This is a genomic window from Mucilaginibacter ginsenosidivorans (genome assembly GCF_007971025.1).
Lineage (GTDB): Bacteria > Bacteroidota > Bacteroidia > Sphingobacteriales > Sphingobacteriaceae > Mucilaginibacter > Mucilaginibacter ginsenosidivorans.
This window is the reverse complement of the sequence record NZ_CP042436.1, coordinates 3368616-3389392: the sequence shown is the minus strand read 5'-3', so window position 1 is coordinate 3389392 and position 20777 is coordinate 3368616. Positions and strand designations below refer to the sequence as shown.

The window sequence follows — 20777 nt, the reverse complement described above, 5'->3', positions numbered from 1 at the left end:
TGGTTAGTAAACTTTGCACACCAACTGCAAACTGGCAACTGTAAACTGCTAACTCTAATTCAACTCCGGGTTCTCCGGGAAATTGGCAATATGAGCATAGCGCTGGCCCAGGCTTTTTACCACGTCTTTCCACAAATTCTGCTCGTCGTGGGTAAATAATATCTCGGGCGTGTACTTATCGGTCACTATCCAGGCGTCGCTGCCTATCTCGGCATCAAGCTGCCCGGCTACCCAACCGGAGTACCCAACAAAAAATTTGATCTCTCCCTCCGACAATCCGTAGTTGGAAACCAGGTCTTTCACCGTTTCAAAATCACCACCCCAGTAAATGCCGTCCGCCAGTTCTATTCCGCCTTCAATTTTGTCGGGCACACAATGTATAAAGTGCAGGGTATCGTTCCCCACTGGTCCGCCTACATATACCGGGAACTCGGAGTATTGAATATCCGGCAGCAGGTCGCCCAGCAAATATTCGCTCTCGTGGTTTAAAACAAAGCCCATGGCGCCTTCATCACCGTATTCGGTAAGTATCAGTACCGATCTCTTAAAATTCGGATCGAGCATAAACGGTTCAGATATAAGCAGCCTGCCGGCGTCGGGTGCAATAAGACTAAGCATTGGTATACGTTTATTTCTTTATAACGACTAAGGTAAAAATATGTTCATATTATCAAAATATGAAATACGTCATTAATTTACGGTGTATTTAATTTGTAAGTTTGCACAAATGAACCAGCAGGATATACAAAATATACGCAGCGAATACGCCGCATCTTCTCTTTCCGAAAAAGATACCGCCGCCGACCCGGTAAAACAATTCGAAAAATGGTTTAATGAGGCCCTTAAATCAGAGCAGCACGAGCCTACCGCTATGACCCTTGCCACAGCTACTCATGACGGCCGCCCTTCGGCACGTATTGTACTGATGAAGGGTTTTGATAAAGAAGGCTTTTCATTTTATACCAATTACCTGAGCCGGAAGGGAAAAGAACTTTCAAAAAATCCGCTGGGCGCATTGCTGTTTTTCTGGGATTCGCTCGAAAGACAGGTACGTATTGAAGGAACCATCGAAAAACTGGACAGGGCAACCTCTGAGAAGTATTTCATGACACGTCCGCGTGCAAGCCAGTTAGGAGCGGTAATATCGCCGCAAAGCCAGGAAATTGCCGGCCGCGAAGTGCTTGAAGAAAAAATGAAGCAGGCCGAAGCGCAATATGAGGATAAAGAAGTGCCGAAACCCTCGCATTGGGGCGGTTATATTCTGAAACCACGGCTGATCGAATTCTGGCAGGGCAGGCGTAGCCGCCTGCACGATCGCATAGTTTATAAAAAGATCGATAACAAAACCTGGAAAAAAGTTCGCCTTGCGCCATGATTTTAGACGAGATCAAAGCAATATTGACGGCTAAATTCGGCGACGAAGTTGTTACCGGCGAGGAAACCGGCGGCTTACAACCGGCTTTATTAATTGATGCCGACCGCATTGCAGATGTTTGCCTTGAGCTTCGCGACAACCCGAAAACTTACTTTGATTTCCTGTCATGCCTTAGCGGCGTCGATTATGGGGTAGAAGCCAACCGCTTCGGCGTGGTTTATCACCTGGCGTCCATCCCCTACCAAACCCAATTGACATTAAAAGTAAGCAGGGAAAATAACCGAGATCCGGATAATTTACCTTCGTTCCCAACCGTAAGCCAAGTGTACCGCACTGCCGACTGGCACGAACGCGAAGCATTTGAAATGGAAGGGATATTTTTTGAAGGACATCCCGATCTGCGCAGGTTGTTATTGCCAGATGATTGGGAAGGTTACCCGTTAAGGAAGGATTATACAACTGTAGATAAGTATTATAAGGGAATAAAAATAGATTAATATCGAATTTCGAAAGTTCAATTTCGAATTTTATGGACAGTGCCGAATTAAAAAGAAGGGCGCAAAAGTTTGCAGCCGAAATCATCAAATTCACAGAAACCTTGCCTTCAGGACGAGCACTTAATGTACTATGCACTCAATTAATTCGATGTTCGACTTCTGTTGGTGCAAATTATCGGTCGGCATGCAAAGGAAAATCTACGGCGGATTTTATAAATAAGATAGTAATATGTGAGGAAGAGGCCGACGAATCGATATATTGGTTAGACTTAATGGAAGAATCAGGTTTAGTAAAACCAGAATTATTGATTAAGTATAAACAAGAAGCAAAAGAGTTGACCGCGATCTTCACAGCCATCGGTAAAACAACTAAACAAAATCAAAAAGATAAAAAATAAGATATTCAGATTTTGAAGTTGAGATTCTAAATAAAACAATTCGAAATTGAACATTCGAAATTCGATATCATAAAATAATTTAAAATTGGAAGTCAGGAATTCCACATACGAAGAAGCCTTACTGCGCTATCAGCAAAAGATCGCTGATGCCGCGACGGAAGAAATGGTGCTCAACATGGGCCCACAGCACCCGTCAACGCATGGCGTTTTACGGCTGGAGCTGATCACCGACGGCGAGATCGTGCGCGAAGTGATACCGCATATCGGTTACCTGCACCGTTGTTTCGAAAAACACGCCGAATCCCTCACCTACCAGCAAACCATTCCTTTTACCGATCGCATGGACTACCTGGCATCCATGAACAACAGCCATATCTGGACGATGGGTGTTGAGCGGATGATGGGTATTGATAAGGATATCCCAAAACGTATCGAATATATCAGGGTGCTGGTTTGTGAATTGAATCGCATAGCCTCGCACCTCATCGCCATTGGTACTTATGGCATTGATATCGGCGCCTTTACCCCGTTCCTATGGTGCTTCCGCGACCGCGAACACATCATGGGTATGCTGGAATGGGCATCTGGCTCGCGAATGCTATATAATTATATATGGGTGGGTGGTTTGTTTTACGATCTGCCCGTTGGATTCGAGGAACGCTGCCGCGAATTTGTAGAATATTTCAAGCCAAAGCTGGTGGAGTTAAACGGGTTACTGACCGACAACCAAATATTTATCAGTCGCACCGCTAACGTTGGCGTTTTGCCGATGGACGTTGCCATCAACTACGGCTGCTCCGGCCCTATGTTACGTGGTTCGGGTTTGAAATGGGACCTCCGACGTATCGACGGCTATTCCGTTTACCCCGAGCTGGATTTTGAAGTGCCTATCGGTACCGGCAAAATGGGTACCGTTGGCGATTGCTGGGACCGTTATAAAGTACGCGTAGATGAAATTGAACAGTCGCTGCGCATAGTTGAGCAATGCCTCGACCGCCTGCAGAAGGAACTGAAACGCACACCGGATTTCGATCCGCGTGCCAAAATGCCGCGCAAGATCACCCCAAAACCGCAGGACTATTATGTTCGCGGCGAGGGCGCCAAAGGCGAATTGGGCTTTTACTTTATAGCCGACCCTGCAGGGCGCTCAGAGGTACCCTTCCGTGTAAAATCGCGCGGACCGAGCTTTTGTAATTTGTCCGTTCTCCCCGCCCTGGCCAAAGGCGTCATGATAGCCGATCTGATCGCTATTATAGGATCTATCGATTTTGTTTTGGGCGAAGTGGATAGGTAGATACTATCCCATCAATGGAGGTAATTTTAACCTAACTTCATCAATGCCATCAGCAACAATACCCACGCAGCAAATTCCGGCACTAAACGCAAAGGGCTCAAATCAGTCCATTGCTTTACGATACGCTGTAACGTTGCCGCATCAAACTTTTCCGGCTGCATGATCTTCCTTATCATAACCGGAATAAAATAGCTGAAGGTAATAAGCCGGGTAACAAAGATTATGATAGCCGCAGCCAGCCAATAACCCTGGCCTGAGCCATGATGCCAGCACGCAAGCGCGATATTAAGCATCGCCAATAATCCCTGCGCCGGCGAAACCAATGGCCAGAAACGTTTTGCCGCATTATTTTGCCCCGATGATTCTAATTTATCACGTAAAGTATGCGGATGCACATGGTGTTTCCAATTGGGGTAGATCACCAATATCTCGTACAAACCGCCTCCCATACTCAGTGTTAGGGTCAGGAGTAGTAACATTATGCTTATCGTCGTCGTCATGATGCCAAATTAGCGGTGTGGCAACCTGTGTCCTAAAACTTTTCGGTCAGTAGGCGTGTTTCGTCGGTAAATCCACGATAACGAAAGCAAGATGTTCTTTTTGGAGTCAGTTCGATCCATATAAACCGCGAAAATCTCATCCAACGAAAAAGCCCTGCAAGCAGGGCAATTCCTTATAATATGGCCAGGTTTGGTTTACATTAATATACTTTAACCATAAACACATAGTTCTGCAATTTCTTCACCTGCTGAACCCTGCTTAAATTGGTCAATGTATTTTTTGTATTCAGAACCGGCTTTTTTGTCAATGAGTCGGTTGGGATGTTATCAATAGCATCCAGTAAAAAGTCTGATTTCAACGCAAAATGAGTTCCTTCCAACCCGGTTTCCTTTGCCTTAACCAAGCCGACGATGTTACCCCTGCTATCCAGCAAAGGCGCACCGCTGCTGCCCGCATTTATCGGAACAGAAACCTGGTAATCTATAGTATCACCGTTCATCCCGTTTAAGGAAGTTACCCGGCCATCGTTGTACATCGGCGAATCCTGCGGATACCCGTAAGTATAAACACTTTCAGCCAAATCACTTTCCGTCCTTTTGAAAGTATAAGGAATAGCACCTAACCCTGTAAATGTAGTGTCGCTTATCTTCAATATCGCCACATCGCGTTTGGCATCAGTATAGATCACTTTAGTTTTAAAAACGCGCCCGGCAAAATTTTGTACATATACCGAATCGGCCCTGTAAATAACGTGATAAGCCGTTGCTATTAAACCATTTGATGTTATTGCAAATCCGGTAGCGCTGCTTTTGTTTGGCGGTAGTACCCTGGGCTCATGCTTCAAAGCATTATCCAATTTATTATTTAACCTGCTTATATCCCTGCGTTGATTTTGAAGTGTCAAACTCAGTTCTGTGTAGGTTGATTTATTATCCATCTTACCCGTTACAAACAAGGTTGCCAGTATCGCAAATATCGCTATGGAAGCTGCTACCGATATTTTTGAATGATGGTTGCGCCACAGATTAATAACAAACGGAGGCCGCTCGGTAACTTCTTCTACCAAGGCATGAACATCAATCTCGTCATGGATAGCATTAAGCCTTTTCTCCAGTTCCACACGTTCGCCATATTGCTTCAGCAAACCAACAAACTGCTGATGTTCTATAACCCGGCTGTCAACCTCTGCATTCTCTGTACGAAGCTGCTCAAAGGCACGGCGCTCGTCGGGGTTCATCTCCCCGGCAAGGTAGCGTTCTATCGCTTCTAAAAGTTGCTCGTCTCTCATGTCTTTTCTCTCTATTTCTGCTGAAAAAATAATTTCTTCAGCCTTTGCAGGCATTTATATTTTTGGGTTTTGGCATTGTCGGCATTAGTATAGCCAAAACTTTCGCAGATCTCCTGCATCGATCTGTTATGGATATAAAAATCCTCGATAATAGTTTTGCAGGGTTCACCCAGCATCCCCAGTGCGCCCTGCATTTTGCCGAACTGTATATCCCGCTCACCCTGCTCCTCTACATCGTCCTCCACAGGTAAGTGATCCTGGAAATCGTGCAGATCGCCGCCGTACCGGTTCATCTGGCTCAGCCTCTTCAGCCAAAGCCGCCTGCAAACCGAGTACAAGAAAGTCTTCAGTTTGCTGTTCAGCTCAAAGTCGCCCTTTTTTATCTTATTATAAAGAACTATGATCGCCTCCTGGTAAATATCCTTGGCATCGTCCGGCGTGCCGCTGTTGTTAACAATCAGTTGCAACACCATCGGAAAGTAAGCCACGTATAAACGTTTAATAGCATTTTCCGAGTTATTGAGGATACCAAAAACAATTTCGCTGTCTGTAGGCGCCGAAGTTTTTAACTCTTTATTCACTATTAATACGATTTATCCGGAATTGTAACCCACTCATTGTAAAAAATTTAAACAAAATCAAAAGTACGAGGTTACCTACTTTGATTCAGATTTCAATTTTACAACAATTATTAATTAATCCACTATGAAACACATAAGCAAATTAGGTTTGGCCGCCTTTATAGCATTGTCCTTTGCGGCATGTAAGGGCGCCAGCTCAACCAGCACTACCGACACCACTAAAGTAACCGATTCTACCAGCACAACTGTTGTTGACACAACCAAAAAAGACACCGGCAAAATGATGGATACTTCTAAAATGAAGAAGGACACCATAAAATAATGCTGATTTAATTCCCCGGAATACGCCAAGGTAACCCTCATCGGGTTGCCTTTTTTTATTTATTTTTCGTACGGGTTACCTTGGAAAAGTCTGCAGTATCAATGCAAAACTTAAATTAAAAACAATGAAAAATTTATTGAAAGTTAGCGTTGCTGCATTGGCAATTGCACTGTCGGCCGCCGGATGTTCCGGCTGCGGCGAACAAGGTAAAAACAGCCCGGTTTCAAAGATCGACACCAACAAGAAAAGCGTCGATTCGCCGGTAACAAAAATCGACACCGTTAAAGAAGCCGGCATCGATTCAACAAAAAAGGACTCAGTTAAAAAAAATAATTAAAAACTGATACCGTCCAGGGTAACCACGGCCGGGTTACCTTTTTGCAAAGACAATATTAACTACAAATCAGGTAGATTAAATATAATTATTTTCAACTTTCATGGGTTACCTTTTGTTTTTTGGGGTATTAATGCAAAAAACAAAATATAATAAACATGAAAAATTCATTCAAATTTGCTGCCCTTGCTTTGGCAATCACTGTATCTTTCGCCGCTTGCAAAGGTTCATCTTCTGCTTCTACTACTGATTCAACTACTACCGTTGATTCAACTAAAACTACTACTGTAGATACAGTGAAAAAAGCTGATTCTACTGCAGCTGCTGCTGACACCACCAAGAAAGACACTACTAAAAAATAATTACCCCGAAAAGACTCAACATTTTAGTTTTATCTGTTGATTTTTTAGTTTTTTTCTTAAAACGAAGGTAATCCTTAATTTTTTTATAAAATGATGGGTTACCTTTTGTTTTTTCAGGTATTAAGAAGCAAAACTATTAATCACTTATTAAAAAACTCAAATGAAAAATTCATTCAAAATCGGTTTCTTAGCATTAGCTATCGCTGTTTCAGCTGCTGCTTGTAAAGGTAACAGCGGAGCTTCTTCTGCTGATTCAACCAAAATGGCTGACTCTGCTAAAATGGCTGACTCTGCTAAAATGGCTTCTGACACTACTAAGAAAGACACCAGCATGAAAATGTCTGCTGACACTACTAAAAAAGACACTACTAAAAAGTAATTTCTTTTCAAGTCAGAACAAAAAGCTCTCCGGTTTCACCAGGGAGCTTTTTTGTTTACCTGCGGGTAAACATGGAGATGATCCAGATAATAAGGGCTATCAGAACAATTACGGCCACAATTCCCACAGCGAAGCCCGCCTTAAAAATACCGCCGATGACAGAACAGCCGCTCAATACGGTCATCGCCAGTACAAACAATATCAGATTAATATTTTTCATATAATTTGGTTAGATATAAGCTTAACTACAAAAATCAACTTCGAAAGTTTCATTGGTCGTGATACCCTGAAAAGAATTTCTAATTTAGGCGGGCATGGATATTCATTTGTTATCGGTCAATAATGCCGTCCTCAAATTGGGTGGTAACACCGTTTTTAATAATTTAAATTTCCAAATAAAAAAAGGCGAACACTGGGCGCTCGTAGGGCAAAGCGGGTCTGGAAAAAGTGCCTTGCTCGGTCTTATCGCCGGAAAGTTCCATTTGTCGGCTGGGAGCGTACAGTATCATTTTCACGAGGATTTCCTGGAACAACACCCCCACCCCAATGCACACCTCACTTTTCACAAGCTGCTCGCCCTTGTCGAGCCGCGCCATCATTTCCGTAACTTATCCAATACCGGCGACTTCTATTACCAGCAACGCTATAACTCATCCGACTCCGAAGATGCACAAACCGTAGAAGAATATCTTGGGTCGATAAAACCGGGTCCTGCCTTAAATACCTTCTGGACCTTCTCCCTTGTGCTAAAAACGCTTCACCTTGAGGGTTTAAAAGACAAACAACTTATCAAACTATCAAATGGAGAAACCAAACGCCTGCTGATAGCGGCAGCATTGCTCAAAAACCCTGTTATTTTGATGCTCGATAACCCGCTCGCCGGGCTCGATATACAAACGCGTGCCGAATTTGATACTATTATAAGCCACATTACGGCATCAGGAATTACGGTGATAATAGCAACGTCGCCTTCTGAAATACCTTCCGCTATTACCCATGTAGCTTTGTTGAAAGATAAAAGCATCGTACAGATGCCGGCTTCGCAGTTTGATACCAGGCTTTTTTTTAACGGTGAGACAGATAGAATAGACAAAAAAGAGCTTGCGGACCTGCTGAATTTACAAATAACACCAGCCGCGTACGACTGGGTCGTTAAGATGGATAAGGTAAACATCACCTATGGCGAAAAACAAGTTTTAAAAAACGTTGACTGGCATATACGGCAAGGCGAACGCTGGGCCTTACTGGGACCGAATGGCGCCGGCAAGTCTACTTTGTTAAGCCTTATCAACGCCGATAATCCCCAGGCTTATGCAAACGATATCACTCTGTTCGACCGCAAACGCGGTACCGGCGAAAGCATTTGGGATATTAAAAACAAAACCGGCTTCATATCGCCCGAATTATACCAGTATTTTCCGACAGATAACAGCTGCCTGCAGGTTATCGAATCTGGCTTTTACGATACCATGGGCCTTTTCCGCCCAAGCGATCCTAAAAAAACGGCAATAGCTTTACGCTGGATGCAGGCATTGGAGATAGCTCAGTATTCGAGGCAACTACTTAAAAATATCCCGGCAAGTGCGCAACGGCTTTGCCTGCTGGCACGTGCCCTGGTAAAGAACCCTGCTTTATTGATATTCGATGAACCCTGCCAGGGACTTGACGCGCATCAGCAGCGGCATTTTAAAAGCATTGTTGACGCTATTTGTGAACTGAGTAACGTGACTCTTATCTATGTCACCCATTACCAGCACGAGATACCGGATAGCGTGACACAGGTTTTGAGATTAGATAAGGGTGAAGTTGTTTCATAAAGAAGGTGTCGCTATGCTTCCCCTTTCAGCATTGCGAGCGAATAAAAGCTATCACGCCAATAAATGCCGCCCTGTTTAAGCGTAATATAAGTAGCCCTTAAAGTAGTATATGCCATAAAAAAGCCTGCGAATGGGATAACAAGGGCATACCACCACTTATTAGGCGGAATAACAGCCATGTAAACGACGTGTGTTAAAAGTACAACACCGGCCATTATGCGGATAGTGGCAGAGCCAAAAACAAACATCAAAGGCATAGGTAAGGCTACAAATATCAGCATCAGCGCACAATTTGCCACTGACCTGACTGTATTGTAGTTGGCCACCGAAAATGAGTTTTTTAACAATCCATTGGCAAGCTGCCCAAGATTTTTATACCATTCCAGGCTAACATATTCGTTACCGATCAATACATGCTGGCGTAAACCGGCCGATTTGATCTTAAAGCCCAGTTGCAGGTCGTCATCGGGCCGCAATTTTATAAGGGCGTGTGTACCGGCCTTTTCATAGGCATCGCGCCTGACAAGATTAAAAGCACCAATGCCTACGTATGCTTTCGATCTGGCCTTTTTTGCGTCCCAGGGCCTGAGGTGAAGCAGCAACATAACAGTAAATGTGGCCAGCACACTATTCAAAATAGCCGACCTTGATACCACTTTAGGCAGAATTGCCAGGTGGTCCACTTTATTAACAACTGCATAACTTAACGCCTTGCTTAAAGCATCCGGGTGAAACACAACGTCGGCATCAGTAAATAACATCCATTCTTCATTGCTGCTCAGATACCCCTGGTAAAGCGCGTTATTTTTCCCAAGCCAGCCCTCGGGTAGCGTGGTAACTGTTGTGATAGTAAGCTGAGGGTACTTCACCTTAAAATCACGCAGTATATCGGCAGTGCGGTCGGTCGACCGGTCATTCACTACAATGATGCGACTATTGCTGTAATTAATATTGCAAACGCTTTGCAGGGCTTTGGCAAGGTCCTCTTCTTCATTCCGCACCGCGATAATAATGGCAGCAGGTGGCAGATCTTTTATTATGGGTTGCTCATTCACACTCCTGATCTTTCTAAAACTTACAAAAAGGTAAATGTTAATCGCAATGGTGATTAGGCTTATGATTAAACTACAGTAAAAAAATAGCATTGTTTTTTTTCCAAAACTAAGGAAAGGGTATTTATGTTCGGTGATTTTTATGCTGTAAAACAATACTAAGTTTTATGACCTTCATAATCCCACCGTCAAACTTAGCTATGTAAATACAACCAAGCCCTCAAGTCCTTATCTTTGCCTGTATGAATACCGCCGATCTTTTACAGCGCGCTTTAAATTTTGATTTTCTTTCCGTCGAGGAAGGCGTACACCTTTATCACCATGCTCCAACTGCTGAGTTGATGTTCGTAGCCAACGAACTTCGCAAAAAGCAGGTGCCGCATGGCAAGGTTACCTGGCAGATAGACCGTAACGTAAACACTACCAATGTTTGCATAGCGAACTGCAAGTTCTGCAACTTCTTCCGTCGCCCCGGTCACGATGATAGCTATATTACCGATATCGAAACTTATAAGCAAAAGATAGAGGAAACTTTTCGTTATGGCGGCGACCAGCTGCTTTTGCAGGGCGGCCATCACCCAGACCTGGGATTAAAGTTCTACGCCGACCTGTTCAAACAATTAAAAGAATTATACCCCGCGCTTAAATTGCACTCGCTCGGTCCGCCCGAAATAGCCCACGTGGCCAAGCTGGAAGGCATGAGCCATATTGATGTATTGCGCGAATTGAAAGCCGCCGGTCTCGATTCGCTGCCCGGTGCAGGCGCCGAAATATTGAACGACCGTGTGCGCAGGCTGATCTCAAAAGGGAAATGCGGCGGTAAGGAGTGGCTGGATGTAATGCGTGCCGCTCATCAGCTTAATCTGCCCTCTTCAGCTACCATGATGTTCGGGCATGTCGAAACCATTGAGGAGCGCTTTGAACACCTGGTGTGGATTCGTGAGGTACAATCGGAAAAACCGGAAGGCGCCTACGGTTTCATCGCCTTTATCCCCTGGCCTTTCCAGGACGACGGCACTTTGCTGCGTAAAGTTCGTGGCATTACTAATAATGTTTCCGGAGATGAATATATACGCATGATAGCGCTTAGCCGCATCATGCTTCCCAACATCAAAAACATCCAGGCCTCGTGGCTCACCGTGGGTAAGCAGGTCGCCCAGGTATGCCTCCATGCCGGCGCCAACGATTTCGGCTCAATCATGATCGAGGAGAATGTTGTTTCGGCCGCCGGGGCGCCTCACCGCTTTACGGCAAAGGGCATTCAAAACTCGATTATCGAGGCCGGCTTTCAGCCGCAGTTGCGTAACCAGAAATATGAGTGGCGTGATGTACCTTCCCAGATCGAGGAGCAGGTAATAAACTATTAAGCAAAGATTATTTTCTTAAAACTTAGGGCAAAAAGAAAGGCCGGGTACTCTCGCAGTTTCCGGCCTCTACATCTACCTATGAAAAACAGCCCTTTTTGGGGGTCATGTATATATATCCAAATGTTGTGCCATTACCTAAAAACCCCGTTATGAGCGTAAATAAACTTAACTTTTAATACATATATCATTTATGCGGGGAAATTTTTTCCGAAAAGTGTTGCTTTTTTTCCCACATTTTTCCTTTCAGACAATATATTCCCCACTAAAATTCCCCAAATGTTAATATCTCCAGGTGCCATTTTTTTAATCTTTTGGCAATATCTTTATCTTTCCGCATCTTTAAAACTCCAAAAAAAATAAATGGAAAACCCGGAGCTATATATTGAAGCATTAATCTTTTCATCGGAACAAAGCATCCGTACCGAGGAAATAATCTACTGCCTGCAATCGGTTTTCGAACGCGATTTCAGTCGCGAGGAGATCATGTCCTGCTTAGATAGTATCAAAACCAAATACCAGGATCCTAACCTGGCCATCGAACTGGTAAATGTTGCTAACGGCTACCAGTTCCTGACAAAAAAAGACTACCACGCCGTTATCAATTTATTACAGTTGCAGCGCTCGAAAAAGAAATTAAGCCCCGCCGCTTTAGAGACGCTTGCCATCATTGCCTATAAGCACCAGGTCACCAAACTGGAAATAGAGCAGATACGGGGGGTTAACAGCGAATATTCGATACAAAAGCTGCTTGAAAAGGAGCTGATCACCATTGCCGGGAAGTCGGAAACCGTCGGTCGTCCTATTTTATACAGCACGAGCCAACAGTTTATGGATTATTTTGGAATAAACAGCCTTAGTGAATTGCCACAGATAAAGGACTTTACAGATAATTCCTCGTCCATTGGCGAGCAGGCAGAATAATTTTTAAATGTATTTTCTTTGAAATTGATTTTAATTATTTTTGGGATAGCAGAAAACTGCGTTAAACAAACATTACATTAACAACTGACCCCAATTTAATTTAGACTGTAGAAAATTTCACCGCAATGGAAACGCCGAAGAAACCAGTTAAGAAAGATTCAAGTGCCAGGAGCGCCAGCGTAAAGAGACCAGATGAGAAACCGGCGGATGTGCCTGTGAAAAAAAAGATCATCGACGACGATGATGACGAAGATTTCGATATGCCCTTAGACGACCTGGGCCGCTACGAAAACTTTGATACTTACGATGATGACGACGACTATTGATAACATTTATTAACTATAAACGATCTTAAAGCATCCGCAATCCCCCCGGATGCTTTTTTATTTAAACAGCAGTACTACTTTCTATGAAAATAACCGAGGTCAATAACAAACAAACCCAACAAGCATTCCTGGATGTTGCCCGTATCATTTACAAGAGCGATGAAAATTGGATATGCCCGCTGGACAACGATATTGAAGCTGTTTTCGACCCGAAAAAGAACAATTTTCATCAGCATGGCAAATGTACACGCTGGGTATTGACCGATGATGACGGAAAGCTGCTGGGCCGCGTTGCCGCCTTTATAAACGACAAAAAAGCTTACAACTATGAACAACCTACAGGCGGGATGGGGTTTTTCGAGTCGGTAAATGATGAGAAGGTGGCTTTCTTGTTATTCGATACAGCAAAAACGTGGCTGAAAAATAACGGCATGCAGGCAATGGATGGTCCCATCAACTTTGGGGAGAACGACAATTTTTGGGGGTTGCTTGCCGAGGGTTTTGTACCGCCGTCGTACGGAATGAATTATAATCCTCCTTATTACAAAAAGTTTTTTGACGACTACGGCTTCCATACCTTATATGAGCAGATCACAAACCATGTTGATGCTCACAAGCCCTTCCCTGAAAGGTTTACAAAAATAGCAGAGTGGGTTGCTCAGAAACCGGGTTACGAATTCAGGCATTTCGATTCAGCACAAATAGAAAAATTCGCCGCTGATTTTATTGAGATTTACAATGACGGCTGGCGCGATTTTGAAAATTTTGTGCCGATAACCCATGCCACCATAATGGAAAGTTTCCGGAAGATGAAACCATTGATGGATGAAAAACTGATATGGTTTGCCTACGTCAATGGCGAACCGGCATCGTTTGTCGTTATCCTGCCCGACGCCAACCAGATGATCAAGGGTATAAACGGAAAGTTGAACCTTATCGGAAAATTGAAATTTGTTTATAACCGGTGGCGGGGGGTAAAGCGCATGAGGGCCATTGTAATGGGTACCAAACAGGCTTATCAAAAGCACGGCCTCGAGTCTGGTCTATTTATAAAAGTGAAAGAATATGTCTTGCCTTTAAAGCAATATGACGAATTGGAACTGTCGTGGGTGGGGGATTTCAACGATAAAATGATCGCATTGCATCATAGTATGGGTGGTGTTTTTGGCAAGAAACACGTCACCATGCGCTACATTTTTGAATAACAAAAAGAGCTGAAACTTAATTATCAGGCAGTAACTTTAGCGTGGCGAAGCTCTTCAAAAAGCTCGATCACCTTTTTTTGCAGGTCGATCACTTCCGACTCGCGGTCGAGCAATTTCTTGTTGACCGACTCCAACTCGTTCACAAATTTCTGATCCTGTTCCGAATCATTAAATGTAAGCAACTGAACCACAGTCATGTCAAACAAAACAGCTATTTGCTCTAATCTCGAAAGGTTAATATCTGTAATTCCAGTTTCGATCTTGGAAAAAGCCGGGATGGAGATGTCGAGCTTTTTTGCAACATCTTCCTGGCTCCATCCTTTTTGATGGCGAAGTAACCTGATTTTTTTTCCTAGTGCTTTCATTTAGTTTAATTTGGACAAGGTTTTCCAGTAGTTAATAAAGTTACTAAAAATATCAATATCAAAAATATTATTTACAATTTTTATAATATTTTTACAGAAAGCGAGGCTAAGTCTATCCCGCCGAAGTTTCCGGAGCTCATCATCAACAGATTTTTTCCTCTGAGATCAACATTTTCCAGGTAATTTGACAGCTCCCCGGGCTCGTTAAAGAACAGGAGGTCACCCCTTGAAAACGCTTTTTTCACCGTTTCCGCGCCATAAGGCGACATTTTCTTTTGCTCGAACGTTTTTTTGTCGATAAAAACAATAGCGGTATCTGCTTCTTCCATACTGTCCGAGTATTGATCCAAAAAATCTTTGTTCAAACTGCTGAACGTGTGCAGCTCAATGCAGGCAACCAGCTTTCTATCAGGAAATTGTGTCTTAACCGCATGGATCGTTGCCTTCAGTTTGGATGGGGCATGCGCAAAGTCCTTAAAAAAGTTCGCGTTCTCATTTTTTCCAACCAACTCCAGCCGGCGGGCCGCGCCTCTGAAAGTAGTTATATGGTTACAAAAATCTGTGGCGCCTATACCTAAGCTTTCACACGCCAGCCGGGCTGCTTCAAGGTTCAAAAGGTTATGATCGCCGAATACCTGTAACGGGTATTCCTTCTCATCAACTATAATATTAGTAACGCCATATTTAATATTATAAGCGGGTAAATCATAAGGAATTTTACTTATTGCGGATGTATCTTCATGCACTATTTTATTTACAACTGCGTCCGTGGCGCTATAGATAAGTTTACCCCCGGGCTGTATGGTATCGATAAATATCCTGAACTGATCGACATAATTATCGAAAGTAGGAAATACGTTGATATGATCCCAGGCAATGCCGCTTATAACCCCGATATTGGCCTTGTACAAGTGAAATTTGGGTCTTCTGTCAATAGGCGAAGACAAGTACTCGTCGCCTTCTATCACTATTACGGGCGCCTCGTCTGATAGCCTCACCATGGTGTCAAAGCCCTCCAGCTGCGCTCCAACCAAATAGTCAAAGTCTTTGCCTGCGCTTTTCAGCACATGCAATATCATCGACGTTATGGTGGTTTTACCATGACTTCCGCCTATAACAACACGCAATTTATTTTTTGAATATTCATATATATATTCGGGATATGAATATATCCTAATGCCCAGTTCCTGCGCTTTTAGCAATTCAGGATTATCCACCCGGGCGTGCATACCGAGGATGATCTCATCAATTTCCGGCGTTATCTTTTCGGGGTACCATCCCATCGCTTTAGGCAGCAAACCATATTTCGCCAGGCGTGATACCGAAGGTTCAAACATCACATCGTCCGACCCGCTTACCTCGTGTCCCCGTTTATGCAACGCTATCGCCAGGTTGTGCATGGCACTGCCGCCAATGGCTATAAAATGTATTTTCATGCAGATGATTACTTGCAACAAAGAAAAGCAAATTCCAGGTGTTTACGGCAATTTTCCTATTTCAGCAACAATACCGGCACCGCTGATTTTACCGTTAAACCCTTCGACACGCTATCATGAAGCAGCGATTGGAAAAAACTGTATTTATGCGGCAAAGCAATAACCATTTGGGCTCCACGCGCTTTGGCAAATTCAAGTATGCCATTTATAACATCGTCCGACTCGCTGTAAAAGTATTTGGGATGATATTCTTTCAGCATCTTATGCAAAACCGTTTCCTGGGCAAGTTGTTCCGGGTCGGCATTCTTATGCCTGGCCTGCCGGTCGATATTGACCACCAGCAGCTCTGCATCGTGTTTTTGTAAAAGCCGCTGCAATCCCTCGAGTGGGAAGCTCTCGGTTATTTTTTGAAAATCACAGGCCATTACCACCCGCTTCACCGGCTCATAACAACAACCGGGGGGTACCACTATCACAGGCGCCGGGCTTATCTTGGATATATTGATCGCATTAAGGCCCACATGGCTTTCACACTCATCACCCGAGCCGTTACTGCCAATGATAACCACATGCATATTATCATCAGACAGGCTTTCCAGCACTGCCCGGGTAAGCGGTTCCCTGCTTACTTTGGTTTCTATTTCAACGCCTTCCCGTGCAGTTTTGAGTAATTTGCTTCGCAGATGTTTTAATTGATTTAGTTTTTCTGCCGTTTCAGCAGCTATTTCATCTTCGGTTATGATAACCATATCCGGTGTGGGTAAAACGCTTTGATAAACAGAGATGTAGTAGGAGTTTAGCAATACGATACGTTTAACGTCGGTTTGCTTGCTCAGCAACGCAGCGTATTCGGCAGCATGCACAGATGTTGCCGAGAAATCGACGGGCACCACGTAAATTTTCATCAGCAAATAATTTAGGTCGAATTACGATCGGCTATTTTAGCCTAAAAGTGAAAACACTATCAAAGTTACGAAGGGTTTGGCTCACAATTGTCAGTTTCAACATATATTATAACGCCTGAGCGAAAATTGTGTTTTACCTCATGAATTTGGCGGCAACCCATTCCCTGGTTTTTTGGTGGCTGACGTAGCTTAAACCATACTTGGCGGCCTCCTGTTTAATGATCTCAAGGTCGGGGTTTTCATAAAACCCGCTGAAGTAAATTTCGCCGCCGGGCTTCAGTACCCAGGCATAGCGGTCCATCTGATCTATCAGTATGTTGCGGTTGATATTGGCAAGGATAATATCAAATTGCTCCAGGGGAATAGCTTCCTTAGCACCGCAAAATACCCTTATGTGGGTGCAATGGTTTAACTGGGCGTTTTCAATTGTACTGTCATAGCATGCAAGGTCATTGTCAACAGCGGCCAGGTCAGTTGCACCAAGTTTCTCGGCCAAAATAGCAAGTATACCCGTTCCGCAGCCCATATCCAGTACTTTCTTGTCTTTAAAATCGGCATCGAGCATCATATCCATTATCATCGAAGTAGTCTCGTGGTGTCCGGTACCAAACGCCATTTTAGGGTCGATCACTATCTCGTACGGAAACCCGGGCCTGGCCTGATGAAAGGTCGCCCGGATCCATACTTTATCCCTTATCTGTATCGGCTCAAAATTACTTTCCCATACCTCGTTCCAGTTTTTTTGCGGGATAAGGTTTATCTCGTAGCTGAAACTGAATTGCGGGCGAAAAACATCCAGCCTTTCGTCCATCAATTGTTTATTGAATTCCGTTTCGACGATATAAGCATTGAATCCGAATTCGGCTTCCTGGAAGGTATCGAAACCGATATCAGCCAATTCGTTGATCAGCAGGTCCTGCTGATAATTCTCCGGGTCTATCAAGGTAAAGTGCAGTTCGTAGTAGTTCATGCTTCAGGCTCAGTATCGTTGTTTTCGGCTTGTTGTTCCAGTCGTACATTTAATAACGACATCACTAATATATTCATTACCCAGTAGCTAAGCTGCACACCGGTCATAAAAAGAGATAACCTGTATAAATGGTATAGCCCCGAACGAGGTTCCCAAATGATATAGGCAACACCAAATGCAAATAACAGGCAGATAAGGGTCAAAATAGCAAAAGCGGTTATTTTCGTTCCTGTTCCCTTCACTTTTACGTTATACCATACCGGCACAATAATGAGTACCTGAGTTAGCAGCCCCACAACAAACAGCAGGGGCCAAAAAAAACGGTAATAAGCCATAAAGCTTCTTAGCGTGCCCTCACCCATTTCATCCGTCCTCAGGCTATAATATTCCGAACTGTACCGTACGGCAATAAAAAGCACTGTAAAACCGATAAGCGGTGGCAGCAGAACTTTAAGGAACTTTCTCATCTACAGATTTGAGATATGATATGTGAGACCTATCGGCGAGCTTCATTACCAATTTGATTTTGTAATAAAACATAAAAACTCAAATCCCAGGTCTCACATCTGAATCAATTGAACACCTTCACAATATCCAGAAAATCACGCGACTTCAATGAAGCACCACCAATCAGGCCGCCATCTATATCACCCTGGGCAAACAATTCGCCTGCATTCTTAGGGTTGCAGCTGCCGCCATAAAGAATAGTGGTATTGTCTGCTACTTCCTGGCCATATTTTGCTGCTATTTCCTTACGGATGAACACGTGTATCTCCTGCGCCTGCGCTGATGTAGCGGTTACGCCCGTACCAATGGCCCATACCGGCTCATAGGCTATCACTACTTGTGCAAATTGTGTGGCATCCAAATGAAACACGCCTTCAACCAATTGGCTCTTGATAATACCAAAGTGCTCATTCGCTTCACGTTCCTGCAAGGTTTCGCCAATACAGAAAATAGGCTTTAACGAATTCTTTAATGCTGTATCAACTTTCTTAGCCAGCAATTCGTTGGTCTCACCAAAATATTGGCGGCGTTCCGAATGGCCCAGGATTACATATTCGGCACCTGTCGAGTGGATCATTTTCGCCGAGGTTTCACCTGTGTAAGCGCCTGATTCTGCCTGGTGTGCATTTTGTGCGCCGATAGACACTTTTGCATTTGATTTTGCCAGTTGAGCCAGGCTGTGCAGGTGAATGAAAGGACTGCAAACTACAACATGCTGTTTGCCGGTCACTTCATCATGTACCATATTTACTACTTCCGAAAAAAGCGATAAGCCATCTTCGTAATCCATGTTCATTTTCCAGTTGCCGGCAACAATTTTTTTTCTCATGAGTATTTAGTTATTGAATTATCGATTGATTGAATTATTGATTGTTTATTCTGGTTAGCTTAATATATCTTTTGTTGACCTTTCGTTATAAAATTATCGATACGCTTATTCAATAAATCAATAATTCAGTAAATCAACAATTAAAATCTCCGGAACTCTTCCGTCAGTTCAAAAACTTTCTTTAGTATATCGTGCTCCACTTCATTAAATTCCCGGTTTTCACGACGTTCGAAGACCTTCTCCGTTGTTTCGAACATTTTTTTTAAGGTATACACTTCGTATCCCTGCGCTCCACCCCACGAAAAATCGGGCACAAAATTACGCGGGAACCCGGCACCAAACACATTGGCGCTCACCCCTACCACAGTCCCGGTATTGAACATGGTATTGATGGCGCATTTGGCATGGTCGGCCATGATCAATCCGCAAAACTGGAGGCCTGTTCTCCGGAAGCGTTGTGTGGTATAATCCCATAACTTCACTTCGGCATAGTTGTTTTTCAGGTTCGAATTATTACTGTCGGCCCCTATATTACACCATTCGCCCAGTACCGAATTGCCCAAATATCCTTCATGTCCTTTGGACGAATATCCCCATATAACAGCATTATTGATCTCGCCGCCAACTCGGCAATAGGGACCGATAGTGGTGGCACCATAAACCTTGGCGCCCATTTTTACCTGTGAGTGTTCGCAAAGCGCAAACCCGCCGCGTATGTGGCATCCCTCCCAAACCTCGGTATCGGCGGCCAGGTAAACAGGGCCGCGCGTTGTATTAAAAGTAGAGCATTCGGCTACGGCACCTTCTTCAGCAAAAAAATCGTCGCCTATGATCACATTAGTATTGCTGATGGCTGCGCTCGTTCGCCTTTTTGTCAACAATTGAAAGTCCTTGCGAAGTTCGGTATCATTCAGTCTGAATATGTCTTCGGGATATTTGATCATCACAGGCTCGCCGGTATAATTTACTTCGCTGCCAAAATCTGCAAACGGATCAAAGCTTTCTGCATCCGATCGAGAAAGTTTTACCGCCAGCAGTTGGCCCTTGTATTTTAACGCCTCGCCTCCGTGCAGTTTCAGGATTGCTTCTATAAGCTGTTCATCCGGGCATAAAGCCCCATTAATGAACAGGTTCCTTTCTTCAGTTGTCTTTGGAAATTTTCCGGTTAAATATGCCTGGGTATGATAGGAAAAGTCGAGATCATAACGCTTTGCCCACTTTTCTGCTATCGTTAGTATCCCAAGGCGCAGGTTAGCTACCGGGCGGGTAAATGTTAAAGGCAGCAGTGTTTGATGTGCTTTGTCGTCAAAAAGAATGATCGCCATGGCGCAAAAATAAAAAAAGTCCCCCGATGTACCGGGAGACCTTCAAATAATTTATCAATAACAACAAATTACTTTTTGTTGTAACGGGTGCGGAATTTGTCAATACGTCCTGCAGTATCTACCAGTTTCATCTTACCTGTGTAGAAAGGGTGCGAGGTGTGCGAGATTTCGAGTTTCACCAACGGATACTCATTGCCATCTTCCCATTTCACTGATTCACGGGTGTCGATGCAAGATTTGGTTAAAAAAGCATAGTCGTTAGACATATCTTTAAAAACAACTAATCTATAGTTTTTTGGATGCAGATCTTTTTTCATTGTTATGTATTCTCCTAAAAGAGGGGCAAATATACCAATATAAATCAAAATTTAAAAGCAAAACTCAAAAAAATCCGCAACCGTATGTCAGGCTTTTTAAAAAA

Annotated in this window: 27 protein-coding genes; 13 read left to right on the top strand and 14 right to left on the bottom strand. The window is 43.7% G+C overall.

The features are described 5' to 3' along the window. Nucleotides 1-54: 54 nt before the first annotated feature. A complete protein-coding gene (locus FRZ54_RS15510) occupies nucleotides 55-618 on the bottom strand; it encodes a YqgE/AlgH family protein (RefSeq protein WP_147032495.1) in 564 nt (187 codons plus the stop codon). 109 nt (nucleotides 619-727) lie between these two features. Between FRZ54_RS15510 and pdxH the strand changes: the two genes are divergently transcribed. The 4 genes from pdxH to FRZ54_RS15490 all read left to right on the top strand — a co-directional run bounded on the left by pdxH (nucleotide 728) and on the right by FRZ54_RS15490 (nucleotide 3564). After that, a complete protein-coding gene (gene pdxH / locus FRZ54_RS15505; protein ID WP_147032494.1) occupies nucleotides 728-1375 on the top strand; it encodes a pyridoxamine 5'-phosphate oxidase in 648 nt (215 codons plus the stop codon). After that, nucleotides 1372-1872: an NADH-quinone oxidoreductase subunit C gene (locus tag FRZ54_RS15500; RefSeq protein WP_147032493.1), complete on the top strand. Its 501-nt coding sequence runs from the start codon at nucleotides 1372-1374 to the stop codon at nucleotides 1870-1872. Before pdxH ends, FRZ54_RS15500 begins: the two co-directional genes overlap by 4 nt. A gap of 32 nt (nucleotides 1873-1904) precedes the next feature. Beyond that, a complete protein-coding gene (locus FRZ54_RS15495) occupies nucleotides 1905-2270 on the top strand; it encodes a four helix bundle protein (protein ID WP_147032492.1) in 366 nt (121 codons plus the stop codon). A gap of 163 nt (nucleotides 2271-2433) precedes the next feature. Then, nucleotides 2434-3564 (top strand): NADH-quinone oxidoreductase subunit D, encoded by a 1131-nt coding sequence (locus FRZ54_RS15490; RefSeq protein ID WP_262712295.1) that lies wholly within the window; start codon nucleotides 2434-2436, stop codon nucleotides 3562-3564. A gap of 26 nt (nucleotides 3565-3590) precedes the next feature. Here the strand turns inward: FRZ54_RS15490 and FRZ54_RS15485 are convergent, their stop codons facing one another. From FRZ54_RS15485 to FRZ54_RS15475, 3 genes are all read right to left on the bottom strand, one after another. After that, nucleotides 3591-4043, bottom strand: coding sequence for a DUF1772 domain-containing protein (locus FRZ54_RS15485; protein WP_147032491.1), 453 nt, complete (start codon nucleotides 4041-4043; stop codon nucleotides 3591-3593). A 221-nt stretch (nucleotides 4044-4264) separates the two neighbouring features. Beyond that, on the bottom strand, nucleotides 4265-5353 hold the full coding sequence (locus FRZ54_RS15480) for a trypsin-like peptidase domain-containing protein (RefSeq protein WP_147032490.1): 1089 nt from the start codon (nucleotides 5351-5353) through the stop codon (nucleotides 4265-4267). A gap of 11 nt (nucleotides 5354-5364) precedes the next feature. Further along, a complete protein-coding gene (locus tag FRZ54_RS15475) occupies nucleotides 5365-5934 on the bottom strand; it encodes an RNA polymerase sigma factor (protein WP_147032489.1) in 570 nt (189 codons plus the stop codon). A 124-nt stretch (nucleotides 5935-6058) separates the two neighbouring features. Here FRZ54_RS15475 and FRZ54_RS15470 point away from each other — a divergent pair, with 124 nt between their 5' ends. From FRZ54_RS15470 to FRZ54_RS15455, 4 genes are all read left to right on the top strand, one after another. Then, the gene (locus FRZ54_RS15470) at nucleotides 6059-6256 is read left to right on the top strand and encodes a hypothetical protein (protein ID WP_147032488.1); all 198 of its coding nucleotides are present in this window, start codon (nucleotides 6059-6061) and stop codon (nucleotides 6254-6256) included. A gap of 124 nt (nucleotides 6257-6380) precedes the next feature. Beyond that, complete coding sequence (locus tag FRZ54_RS15465; RefSeq protein WP_147032487.1) at nucleotides 6381-6593, top strand: hypothetical protein; 213 nt, start codon at nucleotides 6381-6383, stop codon at nucleotides 6591-6593. Nucleotides 6594-6748: 155 nt separating this feature from the next. Further along, nucleotides 6749-6952, top strand: coding sequence for a hypothetical protein (locus tag FRZ54_RS15460; RefSeq protein ID WP_147032486.1), 204 nt, complete (start codon nucleotides 6749-6751; stop codon nucleotides 6950-6952). Between the two features lie 160 nt (nucleotides 6953-7112). Next, entirely contained in the window at nucleotides 7113-7331 is a 219-nt protein-coding gene (locus FRZ54_RS15455; RefSeq protein WP_147032485.1) for a hypothetical protein, read from the top strand. A 55-nt stretch (nucleotides 7332-7386) separates the two neighbouring features. Here FRZ54_RS15455 and FRZ54_RS15450 read toward each other — a convergent pair whose 3' ends face one another. Further along, nucleotides 7387-7551, bottom strand: a complete 165-nt coding sequence (locus FRZ54_RS15450; protein WP_147032484.1) for a phosphatidate cytidylyltransferase — start codon at nucleotides 7549-7551, stop codon at nucleotides 7387-7389. A gap of 94 nt (nucleotides 7552-7645) precedes the next feature. On the opposite strand from FRZ54_RS15450, the gene FRZ54_RS15445 reads away from it, so the two are divergent. Continuing rightward, nucleotides 7646-9148: an ATP-binding cassette domain-containing protein gene (locus FRZ54_RS15445; protein ID WP_147032483.1), complete on the top strand. Its 1503-nt coding sequence runs from the start codon at nucleotides 7646-7648 to the stop codon at nucleotides 9146-9148. Between the two features lie 11 nt (nucleotides 9149-9159). On the opposite strand, the gene FRZ54_RS15440 is transcribed toward FRZ54_RS15445, so the two are convergent. Beyond that, nucleotides 9160-10203 carry a glycosyltransferase gene (locus FRZ54_RS15440; protein ID WP_187359635.1) on the bottom strand — a complete coding sequence of 348 codons (1044 nt, stop codon included), beginning with the start codon at nucleotides 10201-10203 and terminating at the stop codon, nucleotides 9160-9162. Between the two features lie 239 nt (nucleotides 10204-10442). Between FRZ54_RS15440 and mqnC the strand changes: the two genes are divergently transcribed. From mqnC to FRZ54_RS15420, 4 genes are all read left to right on the top strand, one after another. After that, nucleotides 10443-11567: a cyclic dehypoxanthinyl futalosine synthase gene (mqnC, locus tag FRZ54_RS15435; RefSeq protein WP_147032481.1), complete on the top strand. Its 1125-nt coding sequence runs from the start codon at nucleotides 10443-10445 to the stop codon at nucleotides 11565-11567. Nucleotides 11568-11927: 360 nt separating this feature from the next. After that, complete coding sequence (gene scpB, locus FRZ54_RS15430; protein WP_147032480.1) at nucleotides 11928-12488, top strand: SMC-Scp complex subunit ScpB; 561 nt, start codon at nucleotides 11928-11930, stop codon at nucleotides 12486-12488. A gap of 125 nt (nucleotides 12489-12613) precedes the next feature. Further along, the gene (locus FRZ54_RS15425) at nucleotides 12614-12814 is read left to right on the top strand and encodes a hypothetical protein (RefSeq protein ID WP_147032479.1); all 201 of its coding nucleotides are present in this window, start codon (nucleotides 12614-12616) and stop codon (nucleotides 12812-12814) included. Between the two features lie 83 nt (nucleotides 12815-12897). Beyond that, the gene (locus FRZ54_RS15420; RefSeq protein ID WP_147032478.1) at nucleotides 12898-14019 is read left to right on the top strand and encodes a GNAT family N-acetyltransferase; all 1122 of its coding nucleotides are present in this window, start codon (nucleotides 12898-12900) and stop codon (nucleotides 14017-14019) included. 23 nt (nucleotides 14020-14042) lie between these two features. On the opposite strand, the gene FRZ54_RS15415 is transcribed toward FRZ54_RS15420, so the two are convergent. The 8 genes from FRZ54_RS15415 to FRZ54_RS15380 form a co-directional block, all read right to left on the bottom strand. After that, on the bottom strand, nucleotides 14043-14384 hold the full coding sequence (locus FRZ54_RS15415; protein WP_147032477.1) for a helix-turn-helix domain-containing protein: 342 nt from the start codon (nucleotides 14382-14384) through the stop codon (nucleotides 14043-14045). A gap of 80 nt (nucleotides 14385-14464) precedes the next feature. Then, on the bottom strand, nucleotides 14465-15820 hold the full coding sequence (locus tag FRZ54_RS15410) for a UDP-N-acetylmuramate--L-alanine ligase (protein WP_147032476.1): 1356 nt from the start codon (nucleotides 15818-15820) through the stop codon (nucleotides 14465-14467). 56 nt (nucleotides 15821-15876) lie between these two features. Then, nucleotides 15877-16725 (bottom strand): universal stress protein, encoded by an 849-nt coding sequence (locus tag FRZ54_RS15405; RefSeq protein ID WP_147032475.1) that lies wholly within the window; start codon nucleotides 16723-16725, stop codon nucleotides 15877-15879. Between the two features lie 133 nt (nucleotides 16726-16858). Next, nucleotides 16859-17695 carry a 50S ribosomal protein L11 methyltransferase gene (gene prmA, locus FRZ54_RS15400; RefSeq protein ID WP_147032474.1) on the bottom strand — a complete coding sequence of 279 codons (837 nt, stop codon included), beginning with the start codon at nucleotides 17693-17695 and terminating at the stop codon, nucleotides 16859-16861. Next, nucleotides 17692-18162 (bottom strand): hypothetical protein, encoded by a 471-nt coding sequence (locus FRZ54_RS15395; RefSeq protein ID WP_147032473.1) that lies wholly within the window; start codon nucleotides 18160-18162, stop codon nucleotides 17692-17694. The genes prmA and FRZ54_RS15395 overlap by 4 nt, the downstream gene beginning before the upstream one ends. Before the next feature lie 104 nt (nucleotides 18163-18266). Next, nucleotides 18267-19031: a triose-phosphate isomerase gene (gene tpiA / locus FRZ54_RS15390; RefSeq protein WP_147032472.1), complete on the bottom strand. Its 765-nt coding sequence runs from the start codon at nucleotides 19029-19031 to the stop codon at nucleotides 18267-18269. A 140-nt stretch (nucleotides 19032-19171) separates the two neighbouring features. Next, complete coding sequence (locus FRZ54_RS15385; protein WP_147032471.1) at nucleotides 19172-20356, bottom strand: GlmU family protein; 1185 nt, start codon at nucleotides 20354-20356, stop codon at nucleotides 19172-19174. 68 nt (nucleotides 20357-20424) lie between these two features. Then, nucleotides 20425-20673, bottom strand: a complete 249-nt coding sequence (locus FRZ54_RS15380; protein ID WP_147032470.1) for a type B 50S ribosomal protein L31 — start codon at nucleotides 20671-20673, stop codon at nucleotides 20425-20427. Nucleotides 20674-20777 lie beyond the last annotated feature (104 nt).